The 22,377-nt window shown below is 72.6% G+C and carries 23 protein-coding genes; 1 reads left to right on the top strand and 22 read right to left on the bottom strand.

Annotated features, from left to right (window positions below; genetic code table 11):
- Nucleotides 1–5: 5 nt before the first annotated feature.
- The 5 genes from rimM to KLP28_01115 all read right to left on the bottom strand — a co-directional run bounded on the left by rimM (nt 6) and on the right by KLP28_01115 (nt 2,918).
- Nucleotides 6–560: a ribosome maturation factor RimM gene (rimM, locus tag KLP28_01095; protein QWC86721.1), complete on the bottom strand. Its 555-nt coding sequence runs from the start codon at nt 558–560 to the stop codon at nt 6–8.
- 128 nt (nt 561–688) lie between these two features.
- Nucleotides 689–928, bottom strand: a complete 240-nt coding sequence (locus KLP28_01100; GenBank protein ID QWC85413.1) for an RNA-binding protein — start codon at nt 926–928, stop codon at nt 689–691.
- A gap of 2 nt (nt 929–930) precedes the next feature.
- Complete coding sequence (rpsP, locus tag KLP28_01105) at nt 931–1,422, bottom strand: 30S ribosomal protein S16 (GenBank protein ID QWC85414.1); 492 nt, start codon at nt 1,420–1,422, stop codon at nt 931–933.
- 188 nt (nt 1,423–1,610) lie between these two features.
- The gene (locus tag KLP28_01110) at nt 1,611–2,696 is read right to left on the bottom strand and encodes an amidohydrolase family protein (GenBank protein ID QWC85415.1); all 1,086 of its coding nucleotides are present in this window, start codon (nt 2,694–2,696) and stop codon (nt 1,611–1,613) included.
- A 39-nt stretch (nt 2,697–2,735) separates the two neighbouring features.
- Nucleotides 2,736–2,918 (bottom strand): hypothetical protein, encoded by a 183-nt coding sequence (locus KLP28_01115; protein ID QWC85416.1) that lies wholly within the window; start codon nt 2,916–2,918, stop codon nt 2,736–2,738.
- Nucleotides 2,919–3,037: 119 nt separating this feature from the next.
- Here KLP28_01115 and KLP28_01120 point away from each other — a divergent pair, with 119 nt between their 5' ends.
- Nucleotides 3,038–3,631: a TetR/AcrR family transcriptional regulator gene (locus tag KLP28_01120; protein ID QWC85417.1), complete on the top strand. Its 594-nt coding sequence runs from the start codon at nt 3,038–3,040 to the stop codon at nt 3,629–3,631.
- On the opposite strand, the gene ffh is transcribed toward KLP28_01120, so the two are convergent.
- The 17 genes from ffh to KLP28_01205 form a co-directional block, all read right to left on the bottom strand.
- Complete coding sequence (gene ffh / locus KLP28_01125; GenBank protein QWC85418.1) at nt 3,624–5,195, bottom strand: signal recognition particle protein; 1,572 nt, start codon at nt 5,193–5,195, stop codon at nt 3,624–3,626. The two genes, KLP28_01120 and ffh, sit on opposite strands and share 8 nt — an antisense overlap.
- Nucleotides 5,196–5,279: 84 nt before the next feature.
- Nucleotides 5,280–7,607 carry a [protein-PII] uridylyltransferase gene (locus tag KLP28_01130; protein ID QWC85419.1) on the bottom strand — a complete coding sequence of 776 codons (2,328 nt, stop codon included), beginning with the start codon at nt 7,605–7,607 and terminating at the stop codon, nt 5,280–5,282.
- A gap of 12 nt (nt 7,608–7,619) precedes the next feature.
- Nucleotides 7,620–7,958, bottom strand: coding sequence for a P-II family nitrogen regulator (locus KLP28_01135; protein QWC85420.1), 339 nt, complete (start codon nt 7,956–7,958; stop codon nt 7,620–7,622).
- A gap of 106 nt (nt 7,959–8,064) precedes the next feature.
- Nucleotides 8,065–9,411, bottom strand: a complete 1,347-nt coding sequence (locus KLP28_01140; protein ID QWC85421.1) for an ammonium transporter — start codon at nt 9,409–9,411, stop codon at nt 8,065–8,067.
- 169 nt (nt 9,412–9,580) lie between these two features.
- Nucleotides 9,581–9,919: a P-II family nitrogen regulator gene (locus KLP28_01145; GenBank protein ID QWC85422.1), complete on the bottom strand. Its 339-nt coding sequence runs from the start codon at nt 9,917–9,919 to the stop codon at nt 9,581–9,583.
- Nucleotides 9,916–11,217 carry an ammonium transporter gene (locus KLP28_01150; GenBank protein ID QWC85423.1) on the bottom strand — a complete coding sequence of 434 codons (1,302 nt, stop codon included), beginning with the start codon at nt 11,215–11,217 and terminating at the stop codon, nt 9,916–9,918. Before KLP28_01150 ends, KLP28_01145 begins: the two co-directional genes overlap by 4 nt.
- Nucleotides 11,218–11,410: 193 nt before the next feature.
- Nucleotides 11,411–12,544 (bottom strand): signal recognition particle-docking protein FtsY, encoded by a 1,134-nt coding sequence (gene ftsY, locus KLP28_01155; GenBank protein QWC86722.1) that lies wholly within the window; start codon nt 12,542–12,544, stop codon nt 11,411–11,413.
- A 114-nt stretch (nt 12,545–12,658) separates the two neighbouring features.
- Nucleotides 12,659–12,811, bottom strand: coding sequence for a hypothetical protein (locus tag KLP28_01160; protein QWC85424.1), 153 nt, complete (start codon nt 12,809–12,811; stop codon nt 12,659–12,661).
- A gap of 104 nt (nt 12,812–12,915) precedes the next feature.
- On the bottom strand, nt 12,916–13,275 hold the full coding sequence (locus KLP28_01165) for an acyl-CoA thioesterase (protein QWC86723.1): 360 nt from the start codon (nt 13,273–13,275) through the stop codon (nt 12,916–12,918).
- 122 nt (nt 13,276–13,397) lie between these two features.
- Nucleotides 13,398–16,991, bottom strand: a complete 3,594-nt coding sequence (gene smc / locus KLP28_01170; protein QWC85425.1) for a chromosome segregation protein SMC — start codon at nt 16,989–16,991, stop codon at nt 13,398–13,400.
- A gap of 135 nt (nt 16,992–17,126) precedes the next feature.
- Nucleotides 17,127–18,395, bottom strand: coding sequence for an MFS transporter (locus KLP28_01175; GenBank protein ID QWC85426.1), 1,269 nt, complete (start codon nt 18,393–18,395; stop codon nt 17,127–17,129).
- A 25-nt stretch (nt 18,396–18,420) separates the two neighbouring features.
- Nucleotides 18,421–19,395: an SDR family NAD(P)-dependent oxidoreductase gene (locus KLP28_01180; GenBank protein QWC85427.1), complete on the bottom strand. Its 975-nt coding sequence runs from the start codon at nt 19,393–19,395 to the stop codon at nt 18,421–18,423.
- Between the two features lie 80 nt (nt 19,396–19,475).
- The gene (locus KLP28_01185) at nt 19,476–19,700 is read right to left on the bottom strand and encodes a hypothetical protein (protein ID QWC85428.1); all 225 of its coding nucleotides are present in this window, start codon (nt 19,698–19,700) and stop codon (nt 19,476–19,478) included.
- A 126-nt stretch (nt 19,701–19,826) separates the two neighbouring features.
- Nucleotides 19,827–20,705, bottom strand: coding sequence for a bifunctional DNA-formamidopyrimidine glycosylase/DNA-(apurinic or apyrimidinic site) lyase (gene mutM, locus KLP28_01190; protein QWC85429.1), 879 nt, complete (start codon nt 20,703–20,705; stop codon nt 19,827–19,829).
- A 7-nt stretch (nt 20,706–20,712) separates the two neighbouring features.
- Entirely contained in the window at nt 20,713–21,549 is an 837-nt protein-coding gene (gene rnc, locus KLP28_01195; GenBank protein QWC85430.1) for a ribonuclease III, read from the bottom strand.
- Nucleotides 21,500–21,685 (bottom strand): 50S ribosomal protein L32, encoded by a 186-nt coding sequence (gene rpmF / locus KLP28_01200; GenBank protein QWC85431.1) that lies wholly within the window; start codon nt 21,683–21,685, stop codon nt 21,500–21,502. Before rpmF ends, rnc begins: the two co-directional genes overlap by 50 nt.
- 89 nt (nt 21,686–21,774) lie before the next feature.
- Nucleotides 21,775–22,341 (bottom strand): DUF177 domain-containing protein, encoded by a 567-nt coding sequence (locus KLP28_01205; GenBank protein QWC85432.1) that lies wholly within the window; start codon nt 22,339–22,341, stop codon nt 21,775–21,777.
- Nucleotides 22,342–22,377: the final 36 nt, after the last annotated feature.

Genomic DNA, 22,377 nt, shown 5'->3' on the forward strand with positions numbered 1-22,377 from the left:
CGCCCTCAGTCCTCGAACGGCGCGACGAGACCGGGTCGGTCGGCGACGACGACCCGACCCGCGGTCAGGTCGACCTCGGGGACCAGCGCGGCGACGAAGGGCACGAGGGCGAGGCGGCCCTCGGGCGTACGCACCGCCAGCAGGTCCTGCACCCCCGGGTGCTGGACCTCCTCGACGGCGCCGATCACGGCACCCTCGAGGTCCACCACCACCAGCCCCTCGAGCTGGTGGTCGTAGAACTCCTCGGGGTCCTCCGGTGTCTCGGTGGGGTCCACCGCGACCTGGAGCACGACCCCACGCCACCCCTCGGCGTCGGTCCGGTCCGTCACGCCCACCAGACGGAGAAGAAGTCGCTCCTGGTGCCAGCGGACGCTCTCGACCTCCACGGTGGACGGCAGCGTCGCCTGCGGCTCACCGCGGGCGGTCGTAGGCGAGGGGGGCAGCACCGTGAGGACGGCACCGGGCCGGAACCTCCGCTCGGGTTCGTCGGTGCGGACCTCGACGGTCAGCTCGCCGCGTACGCCGTGCGGCTTGCCGACGCGGCCCACCGCGAGCCACAGCGGTTGCTCGGCTTCCACCAGGGCTCCTCTCGCGGTTCAGTCGGGTGTCAGGTGTCGTGGGACGACGAACGGCGGGGAGGCGTCGTGCCTCCCCGCCGTTCAGGCGGCGTGCGGACCCACTGACGAGGTCAGCGCTTGTCGACGTCGACGAAGTCGACGCGAGCGCCTCCGCGGCCCGCCAGGGCGTTGATGACCGTGCGGAAGGCCGTCGCGGTGCGACCACCGCGGCCGATCACCTTGCCGAGGTCCTCGGGGTTGACCCGGACCTCGAGCACGGATCCGTGCCGGGCCTGCCGGTCGCGCACGGACACGTCGTCGGGGTGGTCGACCACGCCACGGACGAGGTGCTCGAGAGCGTCGGCGAGCACGATCAGGACTCCGACTTGACGTCGCCCTCGGCGGCGGCCTCGGCGGGCTCGACGACCTCGGGCGCGGCCTCGGCGGCGGGCGCCTCGACGGTCTCCTCGGCCTTCTCGGTCTTCTTCGCCGACGCGGTCACGGCCTCGCCACGGGGCTCGGCGTTGGCCTCCTTGAGCGCCTCGTTGAAGATCTCGAGCTTGTCGCGCTTGGCGTCCTTGACCCGCAGTGTGCCCTCGGTGCCGGGAAGGCCCTTGAAGGTCTGCCAGTCGCCGGTCACCTTGAGCAGGGCCTCGACGGCCTCGGTCGGCTGGGCGCCGACGCCGAGCCAGTACTGGGCGCGGTCGGAGGTGATCTCGATGAAGGAGGGCTCCTCCTTCGGGTGGTACTTGCCGATCTCCTCGATCACGCGTCCGTCACGACGGGCGCGGGAGTCGACGACGACGACGCGGTAGTGGGGGCTGCGCACCTTGCCGAGGCGCTTCAGGCGAATCTTGACGGCCACGTGGGTGGTGTCTCCTTGAGGATCAGGTGGTGGTGAGCCGGCGGCCACCGGGTGGGGTCCGGGCCGCGGGGTCTCGTGGGCGCGCGCCGGACGGGTGAGAGGGCCCGCCGTGCACGACTCAGCGAGCAAGTGTGCCACGCGCGGTGCGTACGACCGAATCGGGGCTTCCCCGGAGGCGGTCCGGCGACTCAGGCGACGACGCGCCCGCGCAGCACGACGCGTGCCGGGTCGGCGAGCACACCGAGGTCCGCGAGCGGGTCGGCGGCGTAGACGACGAGGTCGGCCGGGTCGCCCTCGCCCAGACCGGCCGGCATGCCGAGCCAGGCCCGCGCCGACCACGACGCCGAGCCGAGCGCGTCGGCGCGGCTCATGCCGACGTCGCGGTGCAGCATCGCGACCTCCTCGGCGATCAGTCCGTGCGGCAGCACGCCTCCCGCGTCGGTGCCGGCGTAGATCTGCACGCCGGCCTCGTGCGCGGCTCCCAGCACCTGGTGACGCGTCTCGAACAGCCGGGTCATGTGGGCGGCGTAGGTCGGGAACTTCTCACCGGCCTGGGAGGCGTACGTGGGGAAGTTCTCCAGCTGCCGCACCGTCGGGACGAGGGCGACCTGGTGCGACACCATCTGGTCGATCAGGTCCTCCGAGAGCCCCGTGCCGTGCTCGAGGCAGTCGATGCCGGCATCGAGCAGCATCGGCAGGGCGTCCTCGCCGAACACGTGCGCCGTCACCCGCGCACCGTGCTCGTGGGCGACCCTGATGGCCTCGGCGAAGGTCTCGGCCGGGAAGCTCGGTCGCAGGTCGCCGGCCTCACGCTCGATCCAGTCCCCCACCAGCTTGACCCAGCCGTCTCCGCGTCGCGCCTCCTGGGCGACGTACGCCGCCACCTGGTCGGGCTCGACCTCGTGGGCGAAGTTGCGGATGTAGCGGCGCGTACGGGCGATGTGACGTCCGGCGCGCAGCAGCCGGGGCAGGTCCTCGCGGTCGTGGACCCAGGACGTGTCGGCCGCTGATCCGCAGTCGCGGATCAGGAGCGCACCGGCGTCGCGGTCGGCGACGAGCTGGGCCTCGGTCGTGGCCTCGTCGACGGCCCCGTGGGAGTCGAGTCCCGCGTGGCAGTGCGCGTCGACCAGGCCGGGGACGATCCACCCCTCGGCCACGAGCTCGGCGTCGCGCTGCGGCTCGTAGGTGACGCGGCCGTCGACGACGAAGAGGTCGTGCGCCTCACCGTCGGGCAGGACGGGGCCACGGAACAACTGCGCACGGCTGCCACTCATGGGGGCACCGTAGCGCCGGTCCGCGGCACCGGGTCGAGCTCAGCGCTTGGTGAGCTCGTCGTACCCCATGCCGAGTGCCATCGCCTGGTGCATCGGCATGTGGCCTGGCCTCGACGACCGCGGCGCGCGAGCGGCGCGGCCGGTGCGAGTGGGGGCCGAGGCGGGTCGGCGGAGCAGCGACCGGAGGCCGCGGCGGCTGGTGAACAGATCGGTGTACTTCATGCACTCCATGTTCACAGGTCGGTTCAGTCAGGTCAAACACCGACCGGTGAATCTTTACCGAGCCCCAGGTGAACACCGGTCGGTGCACCCCCGCGAGGGCGTCCACTACCGTGGTTCGCATGGCACGCAGCAGCGAGGAGATCCACTCGGCCCTGGTCGAGGCCGCCGAGACGTGCTTCTACCGCGACGGCATCACCGCGACCGGGGTCGACGCGATCGCGGAGGAGGCCGGCGTCTCCAAGCGCACGCTCTACAACCACTTCGGCTCCAAGGACGGGCTCGTGGCCGCCTACCTCGAACGACGCGAGCAGCGCTGGACGGGCCTGCTCGACGGTCTCCTCGCCGACGCCGGTGGCGACGCGGTCGAGCAGGTCGTCGCGTACGCCCACGCGTATGCCCGGCAGACCGACGAGGACCTCTTCCGCGGCTGCGCGCTCATCAACGCCGCCGCCGAGCTCGCGGAGGCCGACGACCCGGCCCTCGCGCTTATCCGGGCCTCGGTCGACCGCGTCGGCGAGGAGATCACCGCCGTCCTCGTCGGAGGCGGGCTGCCGCTGCCCGAGGCCGCCCGGCTCGCCGAGCACGTCGTGCTGGTGCTCGAGGGCGCCGTCGCGGTCGGCGGCATCCACCGGGACGTCGCACCGCTGTTCGCCGCCACCGACGTCGTCCGCGAGCTGGTCACCGCCGCCCTGACGCCGCTGCCCGCTACTTGAGGTACTTGGACAGGTCCGCGGGCAGGTCGACCTCGGACAGGTCGACGTCGTCGTCCTGGCCCGCCGGCAGTCCGAACGGGTTCTGAGCCGGACGGTCAGCGGCCTTCTGTGCCGCTTGCTTCTCCGCCATCGCGCGCTTCGCCGGATTGCCGGAGACCCGCTTGCCCTTGCCCTTCTTCGCGACGGCCTTCTGCTTGGCGCGCTTGCCGCCGCCCACGCCGCCCATGCCCGGCATCCCGGGCATCCCCGGCATGCCGCCGCCCTTGGCCATCTGCATCATCATCTTGCGGGCCTCGAAGAACCGGTCGACCAGCGTGTTGACGTCGTTGACCGTGCGGCCCGAGCCCTTGGCGATGCGCGAGCGACGCGAGCCGTCGATGATCTTCGGGTTCGCCCGCTCGGCCGGTGTCATCGACTGGATGATGGCCTCGACGCGGTCGATCTCCCGGTCGTCGAAGTTCTCGATCTGGTCCTTGAACTGCGCCATCCCCGGCAGCATCCCCATGATCTTGGAGATCGAGCCGAGCTTGCGGACCTGCTGCATCTGCTCGAGGAAGTCGTCCAGCGTGAACTCCCCACCCTGACCGGAGAGCTTCGCCGCCGCCTTCGCGGCCTTGTCGGCGTCGAACGCCTTCTCGGCCTGCTCGATCAGGGTGAGCATGTCGCCCATGTCGAGGATGCGTGAGGCCATGCGGTCGGGGTGGAAGAGGTCGAAGTCGGTGAGCTTCTCACCGTTGGAGGCGAACATCACCGGCTTGCCGGTCACCTTCGCCACCGACAGGGCCGCACCGCCGCGGGCGTCGCCGTCGAGCTTGGAGAGCACCACCGCGTCGAAGCCCACGCCGTCGAGGAACGCCTGGGCGGTGGTGACGGCGTCCTGACCGATCATCGCGTCGAGCACGAAGAGCGTCTCGTCCGGCTGCGTCGCGTCGCGGATGTCGGAGGCCTGACGCATCAGCTCCTCGTCGACACCGAGGCGCCCGGCGGTGTCGATGATGACGACGTCGTGGAGCGTACGGCGGGCCTCGGCGACCCCGCGCCGGGCGACGTCGACGGGGTCGCCCACACCGTTGCCTGGCTCGGGGGCGAAGACCGTGACGCCGGCGCGCTCACCGTTGACCTGCAGCTGCTGCACCGCGTTGGGGCGCTGGAGGTCCGAGGCGACCAGCATCGGGCTCATGCCCTGGCCCTTGAGCCACAGTCCTAGCTTCGCGGCGAGCGTCGTCTTGCCCGCTCCCTGGAGGCCGGCCAGCATGATCACCGTCGGTGGCTGCTTGGCGTAGCGCAGCCGCCGGGTCTCGCCACCGAGGATCGCGACGAGCTCCTCGTCGACGATCTTGACGACCTGCTGGGCCGGGTTCAGGGCGCCGGAGACCTCGGCGCCGCGCGCACGCTCCTTGACCGCGCCGACGAACTCCTTGACCACGGGCAGGGCGACGTCGGCCTCGAGCAGCGCGATGCGGATCTCCCGCGCGGTGCGGTCGATGTCGGCCTCGGAGAGGCGACCCTTGCCACGCAGGTTCTTGAAGGTGTCGGAAAGTCGGTCCGACAGGGTGCTGAACAACGCGGGTTCCTCCGGATGGGCTGCGGCGTCAGCGCACGCGCCCGGTCACCGGGCCGGTGCGCAGGCGGGGCCGGGCTGCGCCGGTCACGCCCTCTTCGTGCTCGACAGCGTATCCGCCGCGATCAGGGCGGCCCGTACGGCGTGCGCCGCGTCGGCGGCGCGCGTCTCCGACAGGGCGCCGGCGCCGACCTCGCAGCAGTAGAAGACGTCGACGGCCTGCGGTCCGACGGTGGCCACGTGAGCGGAGCGGACGATCACGTCGATCTCGGCGAGCGCCCGGCACACCAGGGCGACGGTGCCGCGTCGGTCGTCGGCACGCACCTCCAGGACGGTCGCTCCACGGGAGGCGTCCGGATCCAGGACGACCACGGGCTCGGGCGCCCCCTCGCGCTGCTCGCCGATACGTCGCAGCACCTCCTCGGCCGCGGAGGACCCCCCCGCCTCACCCCGGGCCGCCTCGAGCAGCTTGCGTCGCAGCACGGCGGGCTGGCGTACGCCCTCGACCTCCCAGCGCGAGTGCGCGAGGTCGCCGCCGGTCCAGGCGCGGGCCGCGAGCACGGAGACCCGGTCGACCGCGAGGGCGGTCGCGAGGTCGGCGAGCAGACCCGGGCGGTCGGGTGCCACCACGACGACGGTGCCACCGTCGGGCTCGGTGCCGGTCGCGGCGGTGATGTCGACGACCGGCTCCCCCGCCTCGAGCGAGGCGCGCTGCTCGGCGTCGAGGTCGGTCTCGGCGGGTACGTCCGGCGCCGCCGCGGCGGCCGACCGGCTGCCGCCGAGGTGGGCGCGCACCCGGCGCACCAGGTCGGTGATCAGGCGCGCCCGCCAGTCGGTCCAGGCGGCGGGCCCGGTCGCACGCGCGTCGGCCTCGGTGAGCGCGGCCAGGAGGTCGAGGGTCTCGACGTCCGCCACGGCGCTCGCCACGGCCTCGATGGTCGAGGGGTCCTGGAGGTCGCGGGTCGTGGCGGTCGCGGGCAGCAGCAGGTGGTGGCGCACCAGGCGGCGTACGAGCTCGGGCACGGGGTCCTCGAAGCCCATGCGGCGGACGACCGCCTCGGCGATCGGCGCCCCCTCCACGGAGTGGTCGGTGCGTCCTCCCTTGCCGATGTCGTGCAGGAGCGCCGCGACCAGAAGCACGTCGGGGCGCTTGACGCGGCGGATCAACCGGGACGCCTCGATCACGGTCTCCACGCTGTGGCGGTCGACGGTGTAGGAGTGCACGGTCGTCGCGTGCGGCAGCAGGCGCACCCGCTGCCACTCGGGCAGGATCGCCCCCACCACGGCACCGGTCGCCTCGAGCGTCTCCCACACCTCGCGCAGCGGGTCGCCCGCGGCGAGCAGCCGCACCAGCTGCTCCCGCGACTCCCGCGGCCACGGGTCCGGCAGGGACGCCCCGGCGCGGACGAGGCGCGCACTCGTGGTGGGCGCGAGCACGAGGTCGCGCCCGGCGGCGGCTGCGGCGGAGCGCAGCAGCAGGCCCGGGTCCTCACCGACGCGCGCGCCGGCGTCGAGCACGATCTCCTCCCCCGAGATCGCGACGCCGTCGCCGACCCGTTCCAGCCGCGGGCGGCGCGGCCGGGTCGCGAGGGGCGGCTGGCGGAGCACTGCGTCGACCCGGCGCCAGGTGAGGTGGGACAGGTGGGCGAGGCGCTGACCCTCGGCGCGGACGCGTCGCTCGACGGCCCGCGGGTCGCCGACGGCCAGGTCCGGGTCGGGGTGGGAGGCGAGCCGCTCGGCCAGGTCGGGCCAGACCTCCTGGACGATGCGGTCGCCGCGACGTCCGGTGACGACGTGAAGGGCGTCGCGCACGTCGAGCAGCCGCCGCCGGCACCGGGCGAGCTCCTGGTGGTCGACGTCGACGAGCCAGGTCGCGACGAGGGCCTTGAGGTTGGTCGCGTCGCGCAGACCCCCCTCGGACTCCTTGAGGTCGATGATGCTCTGGTGCGCGAGCTCGCCGACGCGGTCGACGCGTTCGCGCGTGCGTTCGCGCAGTTGCGGGAGCCTCTCGCGCGCCGTGCGGCGCCAGGACGTCAGCAGGTCGCTGCGCAGACGCAGCGTGAGGTTCGGGTCGCCCGCGAGGTGGCGGGCGTCGAGCAGTCCCAGGGCGACCCTGATGTCCGCCTCGGCGGCCTCCCGGGCGGCGCCCAGGGGGCGTACGGAGTGGTCGATCTGCTTGCCCGAGTCCCACAGCGGATACCAGATGTCCCCTGCCCACGACCCCGGCTCGGGGTGCTCGGCCTCGTCGACGACGAGGATCACGTCGAGGTCGCTGAACGGCGAGAGCTCCGACCGTCCGAAGCCGCCGACGGCGACCAGCGCGACCCCGGTCTCGGGGACGTCGGTGGTCCTCCACGCGTCGCGGCACAGGGCGTCGGCCTCGGCCGTACGCCTCGCCCGCCCCTCGGCGGTCATCGGGGCCCCGGGTCAGACGGCCGAGGCGTCCCGGTCGCCGGTGCGGACCCGCACCACGGACTCCACCGGCGAGACCCACACCTTGCCGTCGCCGATCTTGCCGGTCGCGGCGGCCTCGACGACGGTGTCGACGACCTCCTCGGCGTCGGCGTCGTCGACCACGATCTCGATGCGGACCTTGGGCACCAGCGAGATGTCGTACTCCGCGCCGCGGTAGACCTCGGTGTGGCCCTTCTGGCGGCCGTAGCCCGCGACCTCGGTCACCGTCATGCCGGTGATCCCGATGCCCTCGAGGGCGCCGCGGACGTCCTCCCACTTGTGGGGCTTCACGACAGCGGTGACGAGCTTCAAGACGTCCTCCAGAGCGGGTGGTCGAGCAGTGGTCGAGCAGTGGTCGAACTGGTGGTCAACAGGTGGTCGTGCCGTCGAGCCTAGTCGCGGCGGTCGGCGTACGGCCTCAGGACTCTCCCCCGAGCGTGCCGCGCGGGATGGTCGGTCCGCCGCCGGAGCCGCCGCCGGAGGAGCGCGACCCCGAGGTGGAGTGCAGGTCGTAGGCGTTCTCGGCGTGGATGACCAGATCGATGCCCGTGATCTCGTCGTCGTCGGCGACGCGGAAGCCCATCGTGCGCTGCACCAGCTCGGCGAGGAGGTAGGAGACGACGAAGGCGAAGACCGCGGCGACGACGACGCCGACGACCTGACGGCCGAGCTGGTCCACGCCGCCGCCGTAGAGGAGCCCGGCGACCCCTGTCGGGGCCTCGGCGGACCCGATGAGTCCGATCGCGAGCATGCCGACGACGCCACCGACGCCGTGGACGCCGACGACGTCGAGGGAGTCGTCGTAGCCGAACCGGTACTTCAGACCCACGGCCCACGCGCAGACCGCGCCGGCAGCGAGACCCGCCAGCATGGCGCCGATCGGGGTGACGGACCCGCAGGACGGCGTGATGGCGACCAGCCCGGCGACCAGGCCCGAGGCGGCACCCAACGAGGTGGCGTGGCCGTCACGGAAGCGCTCGAGCAGCAGCCAGCCGAAGATGCCGGTGCACCCCGCGAGGATGGTGGCGACAAGGATCGCGGCGGCGGAGCCGTCGGCGGTCAGGGCCGAGCCCGCGTTGAAGCCGATCCAGCCGAACCACAGCAGACCCGCCCCGAGCATCACCAGGGTGAGGTTGTGCGGACGCATCGGGTCGCGACCGAAGCCGATCCGCTTGCCGAGCACGAGGGCCAGCGCCAGCGCCGAGGCGCCCGAGCAGATCTCCACGGCCTGACCGCCGGCGTAGTCGATGACCGCGAGGTCCTCGAGCAGGAACCCCGAGCCGAAGGTCATGTGCGCCAGCGGGGCGTAGACGAACACGGTCCACAGGGCCACGAAGACCAGCCAGGACCCGAAATGGGCCCGGTCGGCGATGGCCCCGGAGATCAGCGCCGCCGTGATGACGCAGAACAGCGCCTGGAAGACCGCGAACAACAGGAGGGGCTGGCCGCCGTCGGTGAGCTCGCCGATCTGGCCCGAGAGCCCGATGAGGCCTGCCGGGTTGCCGACGACCCCGCCGAGGTCGTCGCCGAAGGCGATGCCGTAGCCGACGAGGGTCCAGACGACCAGCACCACGGCGAAGGCGCCGAAGGTCATCATGATCATGTTCAGCACGCCGCGGGAGCGCACCATGCCGCCGTAGAAGATGGCCAGACCCGGCGCCATGATCAGCACCAGCGCGGTGGAGACGAGCAGCCAGGCGGTGTTGCCGGAGTCGAGCTCGGCGGCGGCGAGGGGCGGCAGCACGGCCGCGGCGTTCGGCGTCATGCGCCGAAGAGTCCGACAGCTTTGTTTCGCCTGTGTTTCCGATCCCCCGGCACGCCGTGCGCATGTGGCGCTGATCACTGCCCTGCAAGAGCGGGCGTGTACGACGACAGGGGCCGCCGCCCTCGTGGGCGGCGACCCCTGTCGCGTCGAACCGGTCGAGCTCAGGTGCTCACAGTGCGGCGTCTCCGGTGTCGCCGGTGCGTACGCGGGTGACCGCGTCGACCGTGGAGACCCACACCTTGCCGTCACCGATCCGCCCGGTCTGGGCGGCGCCGACGATCACGTCGACGATGTTGCCGGCGTCGGTGTCCTCCACGACGATCTCGATGCGCACCTTGGGGACCAGCGCGATGTCGTACTCCGCGCCGCGGTAGACCTCGGTGTGGCCCTTCTGGCGGCCGTAGCCCGAGACCTCGCTGACGGTCATGCCGGTGACCCCGAAGGTCTCCAGGGCCTCGCGGACCTCGTCCCACTTGTGGGGCTTGATGACTGCGGTGATGAGCTTCATGCGGAGGTACCTCCCGTGAGACCGGACTTGCTGGACGAACCGCCACCCCGCGAGACCAGGTCGTACGCGGTCTCGCCATGCTGGTCGTAGTCGATGCCCTCGATCTCGGCCTCCTCCTCGACGCGCCAGCCGATGGTGAACTTGATGGCGAGCGCGATGACCAGGGTCATGACGCCGGACCAGCCGATGGCGACGAGCACACCGAGCGCCTGGGCGACGAGCGACTCGAAGCCCCCGCCGTAGAAGAGGCCGTCCACGGCGCCTCCCGCGATGCCCGAGCCCTCCGCGGCGGTGACCGAGAAGAGACCGATCAGCAGCGTGCCGACGATGCCGCCGACCAGGTGGACACCGACGACGTCGAGCGAGTCGTCGTAGCCCAGCTTGTACTTCAGGCCGACCGCCCAGGAGCACGCCGCACCGGTGATGGCGCCGATGGCGAGCGCCCCGACGATGTTGACCGCACCCGCGGCCGGGGTGATGCCGACCAGGCCGGCGACGATGCCGGAGGCCGCGCCGAGTGTGGTGACCTTGCCGTGCAGCGCCTTCTCCACGACGAGCCAGCCGATGATGGCGGCCATCGCGGCCAGCGTGGTGTTCGCGAAGGTCAGGCCGGTCTCGTTCAGGAACTGGGTGCTGGGCTCGATACCGTCGACGAAGACGAGCGAGCCGACGTTGAAGCCGTACCAGCCGATCCACAGGAGCGCGGCGCCGAGCATCGTCAGCGTCAGGTTGTGGGGTCGCATCGCGCTCTTGCCGAAGCCGAGACGCTTGCCGATCACGAGCACGAGCACGAGCGCCGCGACGCCGGAGTTGATGTGCACCGCCGTGCCGCCGGCGTAGTCCTGCGCGCCGATGTCGGCGCAGATGAGGCCGCCGTTGTCGCAGCCGAAGACCATGTGGGCCATCGGGAAATAGGACAGCGTCGCCCACAGCGGCACGAAGAGCAGCCAGGCGGAGAACTTGACCCGGTCGGCGATGGCTCCGCTGATCAGGGCGGTCGTGATGACCGCGAAGGTCAGCTGGAACATCATGAAGGTGTAGCCGCCGTAGTCGAGGCCGGAGAGCCCGAACGAGTTGAACGGCGAGCCGGTGAAGGGGCTGTCGCCGGTGAAGACCATCGAGTAGCCCCACAGGACCCAGATGATGCCGACGATGGCCATCGCCGAGTACGACATCATCATCATGTTGAGCACGGACTTCGAGCGGGTCATACCGCCGTAGAACAGGGCCAGCGCGGGCACGGTCATCATGACGACCAGCAGCGTGGCCACGAGCATGAAGGCGTTGTAGCCGTCCATGTGTGGACCTCCAGTGAGAGCTGTAGGGGCGAGGAGGACGACCGCGACGACGTTGTCGCGGAGGAGCCGTCCCCCAGGTCCCGACAACTGTCTGGCCCGGAGGTTTCACCGCCTTGCTGACGGTGTTTCAGGTTGGTTGCCTGTCGTGCGATTGCGTTTCGGCTGCGTTACGCACGCCGTGCACGGGGACGAATCAGGCGTCGAGCAAGGCGTCGACGAAGCCCTCGGGGTCGAACGGCGCGAGGTCGTCGGCGCCCTCACCGAGACCCACGAGCTTCACGGGTACGCCGAGCTCGCGCTGCACCGCGACGACGATGCCGCCCTTGGCCGAACCGTCGAGCTTGGTCAGCACGACGCCGGTGACGTCGACGACCTCGCGGAAGACACGCGCCTGCGTCATGCCGTTCTGACCCGTGGTGGCGTCGAGCACCAGCAGCACCTCGGTGACGGGCACCTGCTTCTCGATGACTCGCTTGACCTTGCCGAGCTCGTCCATCAGGCCCGCCTTGTTCTGCAGCCGGCCGGCGGTGTCGACCACGACGACGTCGAGCCCGCGGTCGACCCCCACCTTCACGGCCTCGAACCCGACGCTGGCGGGGTCGCCGCCCTCGGGGCCGCGGACGACATCGACGCCGACCCGCTCGCCCCACGTCGAGAGCTGGTCGGCCGCCGCGGCACGGAAGGTGTCGGCCGCGCCGAGCACGACCTGCTTGTCCTCGGCGACCAGCACGCGGGCCAGCTTGCCGACGGTGGTGGTCTTGCCCGTGCCGTTGACCCCGACGACCAGCACGACGCCCGGCTTGCCGTCGCCGCCGTCCAGGGCCAGGGAGCGGTCGGTGTCGGTGCCGACGAGGGTGAGCAGCTCCTCGCGGAGCACGCTGCGTACGTCGCTCTCGCCGCCCTCGACGCGAATCCGGGTCCGCAGACGCTCCACGAGCTCCTGGGCGGGCCCAACGCCGACGTCGGCGGAGATCAGCAGGTCCTCGATCTCCTCCCAGGTGTCCTCGTCGACCGAGTCGCGCGAGAGCAGCGCCAGCAGGCTGCGCCCCAGCAGGTTCTGGCTGCCGGCCAGCCGGGCACGCAGGCGCTGCAGCCGGCTCTGGGTCGACTCGGGCCGCTCGAGGCCGGGCGCGTCCGGCCCCGGTTCCTCCACCACGGTCGCATCGGCCGTCGCCTCGTCGACCTCGGTCGGGGACTGCGCGGAGGTCTCGGGCGCCGCGACCCCGGCGGCGTCGGTCGCGCGGCCCGCTGCGGCCTCGGTGTCGCCCGACGACACGGTCAGGTCGTTGCGCCGCCGTCGCCGCAACGAGGTGACGAGACCCGCCATCGTCACCAGGGCGACGCCGGCGATCGCGATGATCAGGAAGAGGAAGCTCGAGACGATGTCCACGGCTCGATCCAATCACGCGCGGCGGCCGCGATCACCCGCCGCCGGCAGACCTCAGCGGTGCAGCAGCTGCGAGGCCCCGCGGACGCCGGGCACGCGCATCAGCCGACCCCCGGTGTGCGGGGCGGCGACCACGAGGAGCACCAAGGAGGCGAGGACGACGACGCCGGTCATCGTGGCGAGGAGGAGCATCAGGGCTGTGACCATGGGAACCACCTGGGGAAGTGCCGGGGAAGGCAGGTGAGTACGAACCCGCCCAACTCTGGCACGACCGGTGCCCGGCCGGAAGGGATCGACGCGAAGTCGACGGCTCAGCCGTCGGCGACCAGGGGTGCGACGGCCGCCCGGATCTCCTCGGGCACCGGCACCACCGGACGGTCCCCCTTGGCGCCGTTCGCGACGTACACGTGCACGAACCGCCCCTCGGCGGCGGCCTCGTCACCGGGCCCCTGGAAGAGGCCGATGCGGTACGTCACCGACGACCGTCCCAGCCGCTCGACGACCAGACCGGTCTCGACGGGGTCGGGGAAGCCGAGCTCGGCGAAGTAGCGGCACGAGGTCTCCGCGACGATGCCGATCGCGTCGAGGTCGCGGATCGGGAGCCCCGTCGCCTCGTAGAGGTGGGCGTTGACCGCGGTGTCGAAGAGCTCGTAGTAGGTGGCGTTGTTCATGTGGCCGTACGCGTCGTCGTCGCGCCACCGGGTCGTCACCGTGCGCCAGGCGACGAAGTCGGCCCGCGTGGGCCGCGGCTGTCGTGGCTGTCGTGGCGGTGGCCCACTGCCCTGCTGCTGGTTCACGCCGGCTGCCTCTCGCGCAACCGCTGGGAGATCACCGTGGACACACCGTCACCGCGCATGGTCACACCGTAGAGCGCGTCGCCGACCTCCATCGTGCGCTTCTGGTGGGTGATCACGAGCAGCTGCGAGTCCTCGCGCAGCTCCTCGTAGATCTCGAGCAGACGGCCGAGGTTGGTGTCGTCCAGCGCCGCCTCGACCTCGTCGAGGATGTAGAAGGGCGAGGGTCGCGCCTTGAACAGCGCCACGAGGAACGCGACGGCGACCAGCGACCGCTCCCCGCCCGAGAGCAGCGAGAGCCGCTTGACCTTCTTGCCGGGCGGGCGTGCCTCGACCTCGACGCCCGTGGTGAGCATGCTGGAGGGGTCGGTGAGCACGAGACGTCCCTCGCCGCCGGGGAAGAGCCGGGCGAAGACGTGGTCGAAGGCGACCTGCACGTCGCGGTAGGCCTCGGTGAAGACCTGCTCCACGCGCTCGTCGACCTGCGTGACGATGTCGGCGAGGTCGGCGCGGGTGCGGCGCAGGTCCTCGAGCTGCTCGGAGAGGAACGCGTGCCGTTCCTCCATCGCGGTGAACTCCTCGAGCGCGAGCGGGTTGATGCGACCGAGCTGGGAGAGCGCACGCTCGGCCTGACGCAGCCGCTTCTCCTGGGCCGCGCGCTCGAAGGCGTACGTCGGTGGGTCCGCGCCGTCCTCGACCTCGACGGAGAGGTCGGGCACCGGTCGGTCCGGGCCGTAGTCGGCGACCAGGGCGTCGACCTCGAGACCGAGGTCGGTCATGGCGCGCTCCGCGAGCTGGTCGAGCCGCATCTGGTGGGCCGCCCGCGCCATCTCGTCGCGGTGGGCGTCGGTGCGCAGCTCGTCGAGGTCGCGCGCGAGGTCGCGCAGCCGGCCGCGTACGTCGAGCAGCGCCTGCTCGTCCGAGGCGCGCGACTGCTGCACCTCTGCACGTCGCGCAGCGGCGGCCCCGAGCGAGACCTCCAGGGCGGCCAGCACCTTCTGACACGCCTGCTGGACCCCTCGCGCGGTGGTCGCCTCGGCTCGCAACCGCTGCCGCCTGGCCTCGGCCCGGGCCCGCTGCTCACGCTCGGTCGCGGCGCGGCGCCGCAGGCCGGCGGCACGCCCGAGCACGGACTTCGCCTGCTCCTCGACCGTCCGCAGCGCCAGCCGCGCCTGGGTCTCGGCGGCGCGCGCCTCCCTGGCGGCCTCGGCGAGCCTTTCCCGCTCGGCGGTCTCCGGCTCCTCGGCCGGTGCCTGCTCGGCGGTCGCGAGCCGCTCCTCCAGCGCGGTGGCGGCGGCGAGCGCGTCGGAGTGGGCGGCCTGCGCCGCCTCGATGGCGGCTCCTGCCCGCTCGGCGTCGGACCGGGCGTTGCGCGCGGCGGCGCCGTGCTGGGCCAGCTCCTCGGCGACGGCCGCCAGGGTCGCGTCGGACTCGTGGAGCTGCGCCAGCGTCACGTCGACGGCCGCCCGGGCCGTGGCGCGCTCGTGCTCGAGGCGGGTGAGCGCGAACCCGAGCCGCTCGGTCTCCGCGACCACGTCCGCGAGCCGTTCGCCCGCCTCGTCCACGGCCGCCTGCACCTCGAGCAGGCTCGAACCGTCGTGGGTGCCGCCGCGGGCCGCGTACGCCCCGAGGAGGTCGCCCTCACGGGTCACCGCTCGACGGGGCCGGTCGACCGACGCCGCCGCGACCCACGCCGACGCGGCGTCGAGGTCGTCGACGACCAGCACGTCGCCGAGCAGCGCGGCGACGGCGGTGGTGAGGTCGTCCGGTGCGTTCACGTGGGCGAGCGCCCAGACCGCTCCGGAAGCGGCCTGTTCCCGTGCCGTGGCCGTCGCCGAGCCCGAGGGCGCCCCGGCCACGAGGAGGTCCGCCCGGCCGAGGTCCTCGACGCGGAGTCGTTCGAGGGTCGGCGGCACGTGGGCGAGCGAGGCCAGCACGACGGCGTCCGCGGCTGGACCCAGCGCTGCGGCGACCGCGGCTTCGTACCCGGCGTCGACGTCGAGCAGAGCCGCGACGCTGCCGCGGACGCCGAGCGGGCCGCCCGGCTCGTGCGGGTCGTCGGACGCCAGCTCCAGCAGCGCACCGGCGCCGTCCTTGCGGCGGAGCCCCGTCTCGAGCGCGTCGCGGCGTGCGGTCAGCGCCGCACGGTCCCGCTCGGCCTGCTCCGTGCGGGTCTGGACCTGCGCCAGCTCCTCCTCCACGGCCGCGAGGCGTGCCGCGGCCTGCTCGTGCTCGGCATCGAGGTCCTCCTCGCCGGCGTCGAGCCCGGCGACCTGCGTCTCCAGGGCGGTGAACTCGCGCTGCGCCCGCTCGGCGCGCTGCAGCGCGGCCTCGCGGGAGCCGCTGAGTCGCTCGGCCTCCTCGGCGGCGGAGCGCGCTCGCGTACGCGCCACCTCGACCTGCCCCCTCAACCGGGCCAGCCCCTCACGACGGTCGGCGGCCGCGCGCTGCAGGTCGGCGACCCGCTTGTCCTCGGCCGCCGCCTCGGCCTCGGCGGCGGTGCGGGCCGTCACCGACGCCTCGAGTTCCGCGGACAGCTCGGCGGTGCGGGCCTCGATCGCCTGCTCCTCGGCCTCGACGCGCTCGGCCTCCGCCTCCAGCTCCTCCGGGCTCCGTCCGGAGCCCGCGACGGGCTGCGCGGCGCCGTCCTCGGCGTGGCGCAGCCGTTCAGCAGCGAGCGACTGCAGGCCGCGGAAGCGTTCGGCGAGGCCGGAGAGGTCGAACCAGGTCTCCTGCGCTCGGGCGAGCTGCGGCAGGCTCTCCCGCAGCGTGGCCTCCAACGCCGCCTCGAGCTCCCGGGCGACCTCGAGCGCCGCGGTGACCTCGGCCTGGCGGGCGGCCAGCGCCTCCTCGTCGGCCGTCTCGGCCTCCAGCGTCGCCCGGGCCGAGACCACGTCGTCGGCGAGGACGCGGGCCCTGGCGTCGCGGACGTCGGCCTGGATCACCGCGGCCCGTCGCGCCACCTCGGCCTGCCGGCCCAGTGGCTTGAGCTGACGACGCAGCTCGGCGAGGAGGTCGGTGAGGCGGTGCAGGTTGGCCTCGGTCGCCTCGAGCTTGCGCAGCGCCTTCTCCTTGCGCTTGCGGTGCTTCAGGACGCCTGCGGCCTCCTCGATGAATCCGCGACGGTCCTCCGGCGTCGCCCGCAGGATCGAGTCGAGCTGCCCCTGCCCGACGATCACGTGCATCTCGCGTCCGATGCCGGAGTCGCTGAGGAGCTCCTGGACGTCGAGGAGCCGACACGTCGAGCCGTTGATCGCGTACTCCGAGCCGCCGTTGCGGAACATCGTGCGGCTGATCGTTACCTCGGTGTAGTCGATCGGCAGGGCACCGTCGGAGTTGTCGATGGTCAACGCCACCTCGGCCCGGCCGAGCGGGGCGCGACCGGAGGTGCCCGCGAAGACGACGTCCTCCATCTTGCCGCCGCGCAGGCTCTTGGCTCCCTGCTCCCCCATCACCCAGGCGAGGGCGTCGACGACGTTGGACTTGCCGGAGCCGTTGGGTCCGACGATGCAGGTGATGCCCGGCTCCAGCTCCAGCGTGGTCGCGGAGGCGAAGGACTTGAAGCCCCTGAGCGTGAGGGTCTTGAGGTACACGGGGCTCCTCCCTGGTGACGGCCCGGACGGGGGACGTCGGGTACGCGCAGCGGTGGGACATGGGGAAGCCGCTCTGCGCCGTCAGGCTAGGCGGCGCCGGGGCGTACGCCGGGGAGGCGCGCCCGGCCGGCTGGATCAGCGCGGGGCGTCCGCCGCCGTCACCCCGCCGACCTCGCTGACCTCGTCGGCGTGCGCGACCTGCATCAGCGGCCGCCACAGCCACACCAGGAGCAGCACCGACCCGACGAAGCCGAACCAGAACGGGGCCACCACCCCCAGGGCGCCGGCCAGCACCGACCCGAGGCCCGCGCCCGCGGCGAGTCCCGCCGTGCCCGCGAACCGGTAGGCCGACCCGACCCGGCCCTGGAGCGCCTCCGGGACCGCGCGCATCCGGATGGTGGTCATGATCGTGCCCCAGACGAACTCGTGGACCCCGAAGACGACCATCATCGCGAGCGCGACGACGGGCAGCCTGTTGAGCGCGAACACGAAGTGGAAGACGGTCTCCACGGCCAGGCCGATGCGCATCAGCACCCCCAACGGCAGGGCGCCCTCGAGGCGGTCGTACGCCACCATGCCGATCAGGCCGCCCACGGCGCTCGCCGTGGTGAGGAGGCCGTACCCCACCTCACCCATCTCGAGCACCTCCAGCGCGTAGAGCACCAGAACCGCCAGGGTGGCCCCGAAAGTGACGTTGAAGGCGAAGATCGTGATCGTCAGCGTGCGGAGGGCCGCATGGCCACGCAGCCAGCGCAGCCCCTCGCGGACCTCTCGGGCCGCCGCGCCGCGGGTACGGTCCCGGTCGACCCGACCACGACGCAGGGTGATGCGTGACATCAGCACCACCGCGAGCAGCGCGAGCACGACCTGGGCCGCGTAGGGCCACACGGTGCCGACAGTGAAGAGCGCGGCGCCCAGCGGGGGTCCGGCCAGGCGGTTCGCCACCACGAACCCGGCCATCTGCCTGGCGTTGGCGACGCCGAGATCCCGCGGGCCGACGAGCTGCGGCAGCATCGCGGAGAAGGAGCCGTCGGCGAAGGTCTCGGTCACCCCGATCAGGAACACCATCGTCAGCAGCACCCCGACCGTGAGGGTGTCGGTGACGATCAGCGCCACGACGGCCACCAGCAGCAGGGCGCGCAGCGCGTCGGTGACGAGCGCGACCGTACGACGGTCCGAGCGGTCGACCACGACACCGGCGTACAGGCCGATGAGCATCGGCGGGGCGAACAGCAGGAAGGTCGAGAGCCCGACGAGCAACGGGTCACGCGTCAGCGAGGCGACGAGCAGGGGCCCGGCCGCGAGCGCGATGCCGTCGCCGAGGTTCGCGGTCCAGCTGGCCCCCAGCAGCCACCGGTAGTCCGTGCCCAGGCGGGACGGGAGCAACCGGTCGAGGATTCTCACCGGAGAACCCTAGATGTCCGGTGCCTCAGGCGTCGCTCGGCACCCCGGTCAGGTCGACGACCTGCCGCCACAGGCTGGCGGTCTGGTCGGCGGAGGGCTGGTTGAGCCCGAGGTACGCGGTGGGTCGCGGCGCGCGGTCCTGCCAGAACTCCCCGCTGACCTCGCCGGCACGGGGAGAGGCAGCCAGCCACACGACGGTGTCGGCACCCTCGGCCGCGTCCCGCAGGAACGGCTTGGTGATCTTGTAGAAGCCGGGCAGTGAGTCCTGGACGCCGGGGGTGTCGGCCCAGCCGGGGTGCGCGGAGTGGACGCTGACGCCGAGGTCGGCGAGCTCGCGGGCCCAGCGCTCGGCCAGGTGCACCTGCATGCGCTTGGTGCGGGCGTAGGCGGTGACGCCGTCGTACTCGCCGTCGGTGAACTGCAGGTCGTCCTCGCGGAGCTTCTGGGAGTACATGCCGCCGGAGCTCATCCACACGACGCGGCCGTCGCCGTCGGCGGCCAGGGCGTGGCGCAGCAGATAGGTCAGCTTGTGCGGGCCGAGAACGTGGACCGCCAGCGTCATCTCGTGGTCCTGGGGAGAGGTCGACCGCTCCGGTGGCATGACGCCGGCGTTGTGCACCAGGGCGTGGAGGGTGTCGGTGACCGCGAGCACCTTTTCGGCGACCTGCTCGACGGCATCGAGGTCCGCGACGTCGGTCTCGATCAGCACCAGGTCGGCGCCCGGCACCTTGGCCTCGATGCGGCGCTTGGCCGCCTCGGCCTTGTCCATGGTGCGGCACAGCATGAGGACGCGGGCGCCGAGCCGGGCCAGTCCGAGTGCAGTGGCCTCGCCGAGACCCGAGTTGGAGCCCGTGACGGCCACGGTGCGTCCGGCCAGCGCGTCGGGTGCGGGGTCCTCGGGCCACCACGTACGACGCAGCGTCATCCCCACCCGGGTGTACCCGGGCGCGATGGTGAGGTCGAGGAGACGGTCGGCGAGGCCGGTCAACGCGTTGCTCATGCCAGGAGCCTCCCCGGCGCGCGGGCGCGTACGCGGCGGGGCGGGCCCGAACGGCTCACACGCGGTCGACGGGCGCCGGGTCAGACGGGGGCGAGCCCCGTCCGGGTGGTCGCCGTCGACGCGGGCGCCGTGGCCGTCGTCGTCGGGGTCGTCGTCGCGGTTGCCGCGTCGCCGGCTTCCAGCACGGCGAGGAGCTGGGTCTCCAGGTCGCGTACGCGCTGACGCAGACGCCTGTTCTCCGCGAGCAGGCGTGCCTGCTCGCGGGCGTCGGTGCCGACGAGGTAGCCGTGGAGGGCCTTGGCCATGACGCACAACCTTTGCGCACGAGCGCCGCCGTCGTGCTGCGGCGGCGAGAGAGAGGGAACGGGCCCAGGCGCGGGCCGTCGTCCAGTTTCGCACCGTGGGTGGGCGATGGTCAACACGCCGTGTGGTCAGCGGGAGGGACGCCGGCGGGCCCGCGGCTTCGGCTGGCACGCGGGGCACCAGAAGGACGAGCGGTTGGTGAAGGTCGTGCGGACGATCGGGGTGCCGCACCGCTCGCACGGCAGCCCCTCCTGGCCGTACGCGTGGAGAGAGCGGTCGAAGTAGCCGGACTCGCCGTTGACGTTGACGTACAGCGCGTCGAAGGAGGTGCCGCCCTGGTCCAGCGCGGAGCGCATCACCGCACGGACGGCCTCGAGGAGGTCGAGCACCTGACGTCGGGTCAGCTGCTCGCCACGCCGCTCGCCGTGGACGGCGACGGCCCACAGCGCCTCGTCGGCGTAGATGTTGCCCACCCCGGAGACCACCGTCTGGTCCAGCAGCAGACGCTTGATGGCGCTGGTGCGGCGTCGCACCGTGCGTGCGAACGCGTCGTCGTCGAACAAGGGGTCGAGCGGGTCCCGGGCGATGTGACGCGCCTCGGCGGGCAGGTCCGCCCCGCCGTGGGAGAGCGACACTCCCCCGAACATGCGCTGGTCGACGAACCTCAGCTCGTACCCCGCCGGGGCCCCGGTCGCGTCGACCAGGCCGAACCTCACGCGCAGGTGCCGTTCGTCGGGGGCCGTCGGGGGCTGCACGAGCATCTGACCGCTCATGCCGAGGTGAGCCAGCAGGGCGTCGCCGGAGTCCAGGGGCAACCACAGGAACTTGCCACGCCGCCGCGCGGCGACGATGGTGAGCCCCCGCAACGACCGGGCGAAGTCCTCCGGACCGGCGAGGTGACGGCGCACCGGCCTGGGGTGCAGCACCTCGACGTCGGTCACGGTACGCCCGACGACGTGGGCCTCCAGACCGCGGCGGACGACCTCGACCTCGGGGAGCTCGGGCACGTCCGGCTCAGGTGTCCGACGCGGGGGCGTGCCGCTCGGGCTCGTCGTGCTCGGCGACGATCTCTGCGTACGCGGACTCGGCGGCCTGCTGTTCCGCGCGCTTCTTCGAGGGACCCTCGCCGTGGCCGTGCAGGCGGTCGCCGAGCCGCACCGTGGCGGTGAAGGTCTTGCGGTGGTCGGGCCCGGTGTCGCTGATGACGTACTCCGGCACGCCGAGGGAGTGCTTGGCGGTCAGCTCCTGGAGGCTCGTCTTCCAGTCCAGCCCGGCACCCTTGCTCGCCGCCCGCTCCATCGTCGGGTCGAAGAGACGGTGCACCAGGTCGGTCGCCGAGGCGAACCCGCCGGACAGGTACACCGCGCCGATCACGGCCTCGACGGTGTCGGACAGGATCGAGGACTTGTCCCGCCCGCCCGTGGACTCCTCACCCTTGCCGAGCTTGATGTGCCGGCCCAGGCCGATCTCGCGGGCCACCTCGGCGAGCGCCTCGGCGTTCACGACGGCGGCCCGCAGCTTGGCCAGCCGGCCCTCGGAGAGGTCGGGGTGGGTGCGGTAGAGCGTCTCGGTCACGACCACGCCGAGCACGGAGTCCCCGAGGAACTCCAGCCGCTCGTTGGTGGGGAGGTTCCCGTTCTCGTACGCGTAGGACCGGTGCGTCATCGCCAGGTCGAGCAGCGACGGCTCGAGTGTGGGGTCGCCGAGAGCCCCGCGCAGCGCTGCGTACGGCTGCCCGGGGCTCTCCTGACGGACCGGGTCCTCGGTGGTGCTCAGGGTCGGGTCGACCTGCGCGGACAGGTCAGAGGACCTGGCGCTGGGCGCCACGGGCGCCGTAGTTGCCGCACTCACCGCACGCGCGGTGCGGGAGGTGCTTGGCGTCGCAGGCCGGGTTGGCGCAGGAGACCAGCTGGGGGGCGGAGGCCTTCCACTGCGAGCGACGGTGCCGCGTGTTGCTGCGGGACATCTTCCGCTTCGGGACTGCCATGGTGTTCTCCTTCGTCGGGCCGGTGGTCCGGCAGTGGTGCGTCTGGTGCGTCTGGTGCGTGTCTGGGGTGGGTGCCGCGCGGGTGCGGCTCAGGAGCCGCCGGTCAGGCGGTCCTTCAGCTCGGCCAGCCCGGCGAGCCTGATGTCGACCGCGTCGCCGTGGTCGTGGTCGGGGTCGTCGGCCAGGCGGGCGCCGCACTCGGCGCACAGCCCTGGGCAGTCGGGCTCGCACAGCGGTTGGAAGGGTAGCTGCAGCACGACGGTGTCGCGCAGGAGAGGCTCCAGGCTGAGCAGGTCGCCGTCCATCGGGAGGGTGTCGTCGTCGTCCTCGTCGTCACGCCGGTCGTCGCGGTCGTAGACGTAGAGCTCCTGGTAGTCCAGCTCCACGTCGTCGCTGATCTCGGTGACGCAGCGTGCGCACTCACCCTCGAGGTGCACGGCCGCCGAACCGGTGACGAGGACACCCTCCATGACGGCCTCGAGCCGCAGCTGCAGCTCGACCGGTGACCCCTCGGGCACGCCGATGACCTCGATGCCCAGGTCGGCCGGCGCGGGCACGGTGAGCGTGCGCTCGCGCTGCGTGCCGGGTCGGCGACCGAGCTCGCTGGTGTCGAGCACCAGCGGGTCGCGGGGGTCGAGCGGAGACGGCGTGGACATCTGCCTGTTCGTTCATCGAGGACGGTGGGCGGCGAC

The sequence above is a fragment of the Nocardioidaceae bacterium genome, assembly GCA_018672315.1.
Taxonomy (GTDB): domain Bacteria; phylum Actinomycetota; class Actinomycetes; order Propionibacteriales; family Nocardioidaceae; genus TYQ2.

Bases quoted from the DNA above. Each gene is read 5' to 3' on its own strand.
- KLP28_01110 (QWC85415.1), bottom strand. From the start codon at position 2,696: ATGAGTGGCAGCCGTGCGCAGTTGTTCCGTGGCCCCGTCCTGCCCGAC.
- KLP28_01115 (QWC85416.1), bottom strand. From the start codon at position 2,918: ATGAAGTACACCGATCTGTTCACCAGCCGCCGCGGCCTCCGGTCGCTG.
- KLP28_01120 (QWC85417.1), top strand. From the start codon at position 3,038: ATGGCACGCAGCAGCGAGGAGATCCACTCGGCCCTGGTCGAGGCCGCC.
- KLP28_01130 (QWC85419.1), bottom strand. From the start codon at position 7,607: ATGACCGCCGAGGGGCGGGCGAGGCGTACGGCCGAGGCCGACGCCCTG.
- KLP28_01140 (QWC85421.1), bottom strand. From the start codon at position 9,411: ATGACGCCGAACGCCGCGGCCGTGCTGCCGCCCCTCGCCGCCGCCGAG.
- KLP28_01145 (QWC85422.1), bottom strand. From the start codon at position 9,919: ATGAAGCTCATCACCGCAGTCATCAAGCCCCACAAGTGGGACGAGGTC.
- KLP28_01150 (QWC85423.1), bottom strand. From the start codon at position 11,217: ATGGACGGCTACAACGCCTTCATGCTCGTGGCCACGCTGCTGGTCGTC.
- ftsY (QWC86722.1), bottom strand. From the start codon at position 12,544: ATGGCGGGTCTCGTCACCTCGTTGCGGCGACGGCGGCGCAACGACCTG.
- KLP28_01160 (QWC85424.1), bottom strand. From the start codon at position 12,811: ATGGTCACAGCCCTGATGCTCCTCCTCGCCACGATGACCGGCGTCGTC.
- KLP28_01165 (QWC86723.1), bottom strand. From the start codon at position 13,275: ATGAACAACGCCACCTACTACGAGCTCTTCGACACCGCGGTCAACGCC.
- KLP28_01180 (QWC85427.1), bottom strand. From the start codon at position 19,395: ATGAGCAACGCGTTGACCGGCCTCGCCGACCGTCTCCTCGACCTCACC.
- KLP28_01185 (QWC85428.1), bottom strand. From the start codon at position 19,700: ATGGCCAAGGCCCTCCACGGCTACCTCGTCGGCACCGACGCCCGCGAG.
- rpmF (QWC85431.1), bottom strand. From the start codon at position 21,685: ATGGCAGTCCCGAAGCGGAAGATGTCCCGCAGCAACACGCGGCACCGT.
- KLP28_01205 (QWC85432.1), bottom strand. From the start codon at position 22,341: ATGTCCACGCCGTCTCCGCTCGACCCCCGCGACCCGCTGGTGCTCGAC.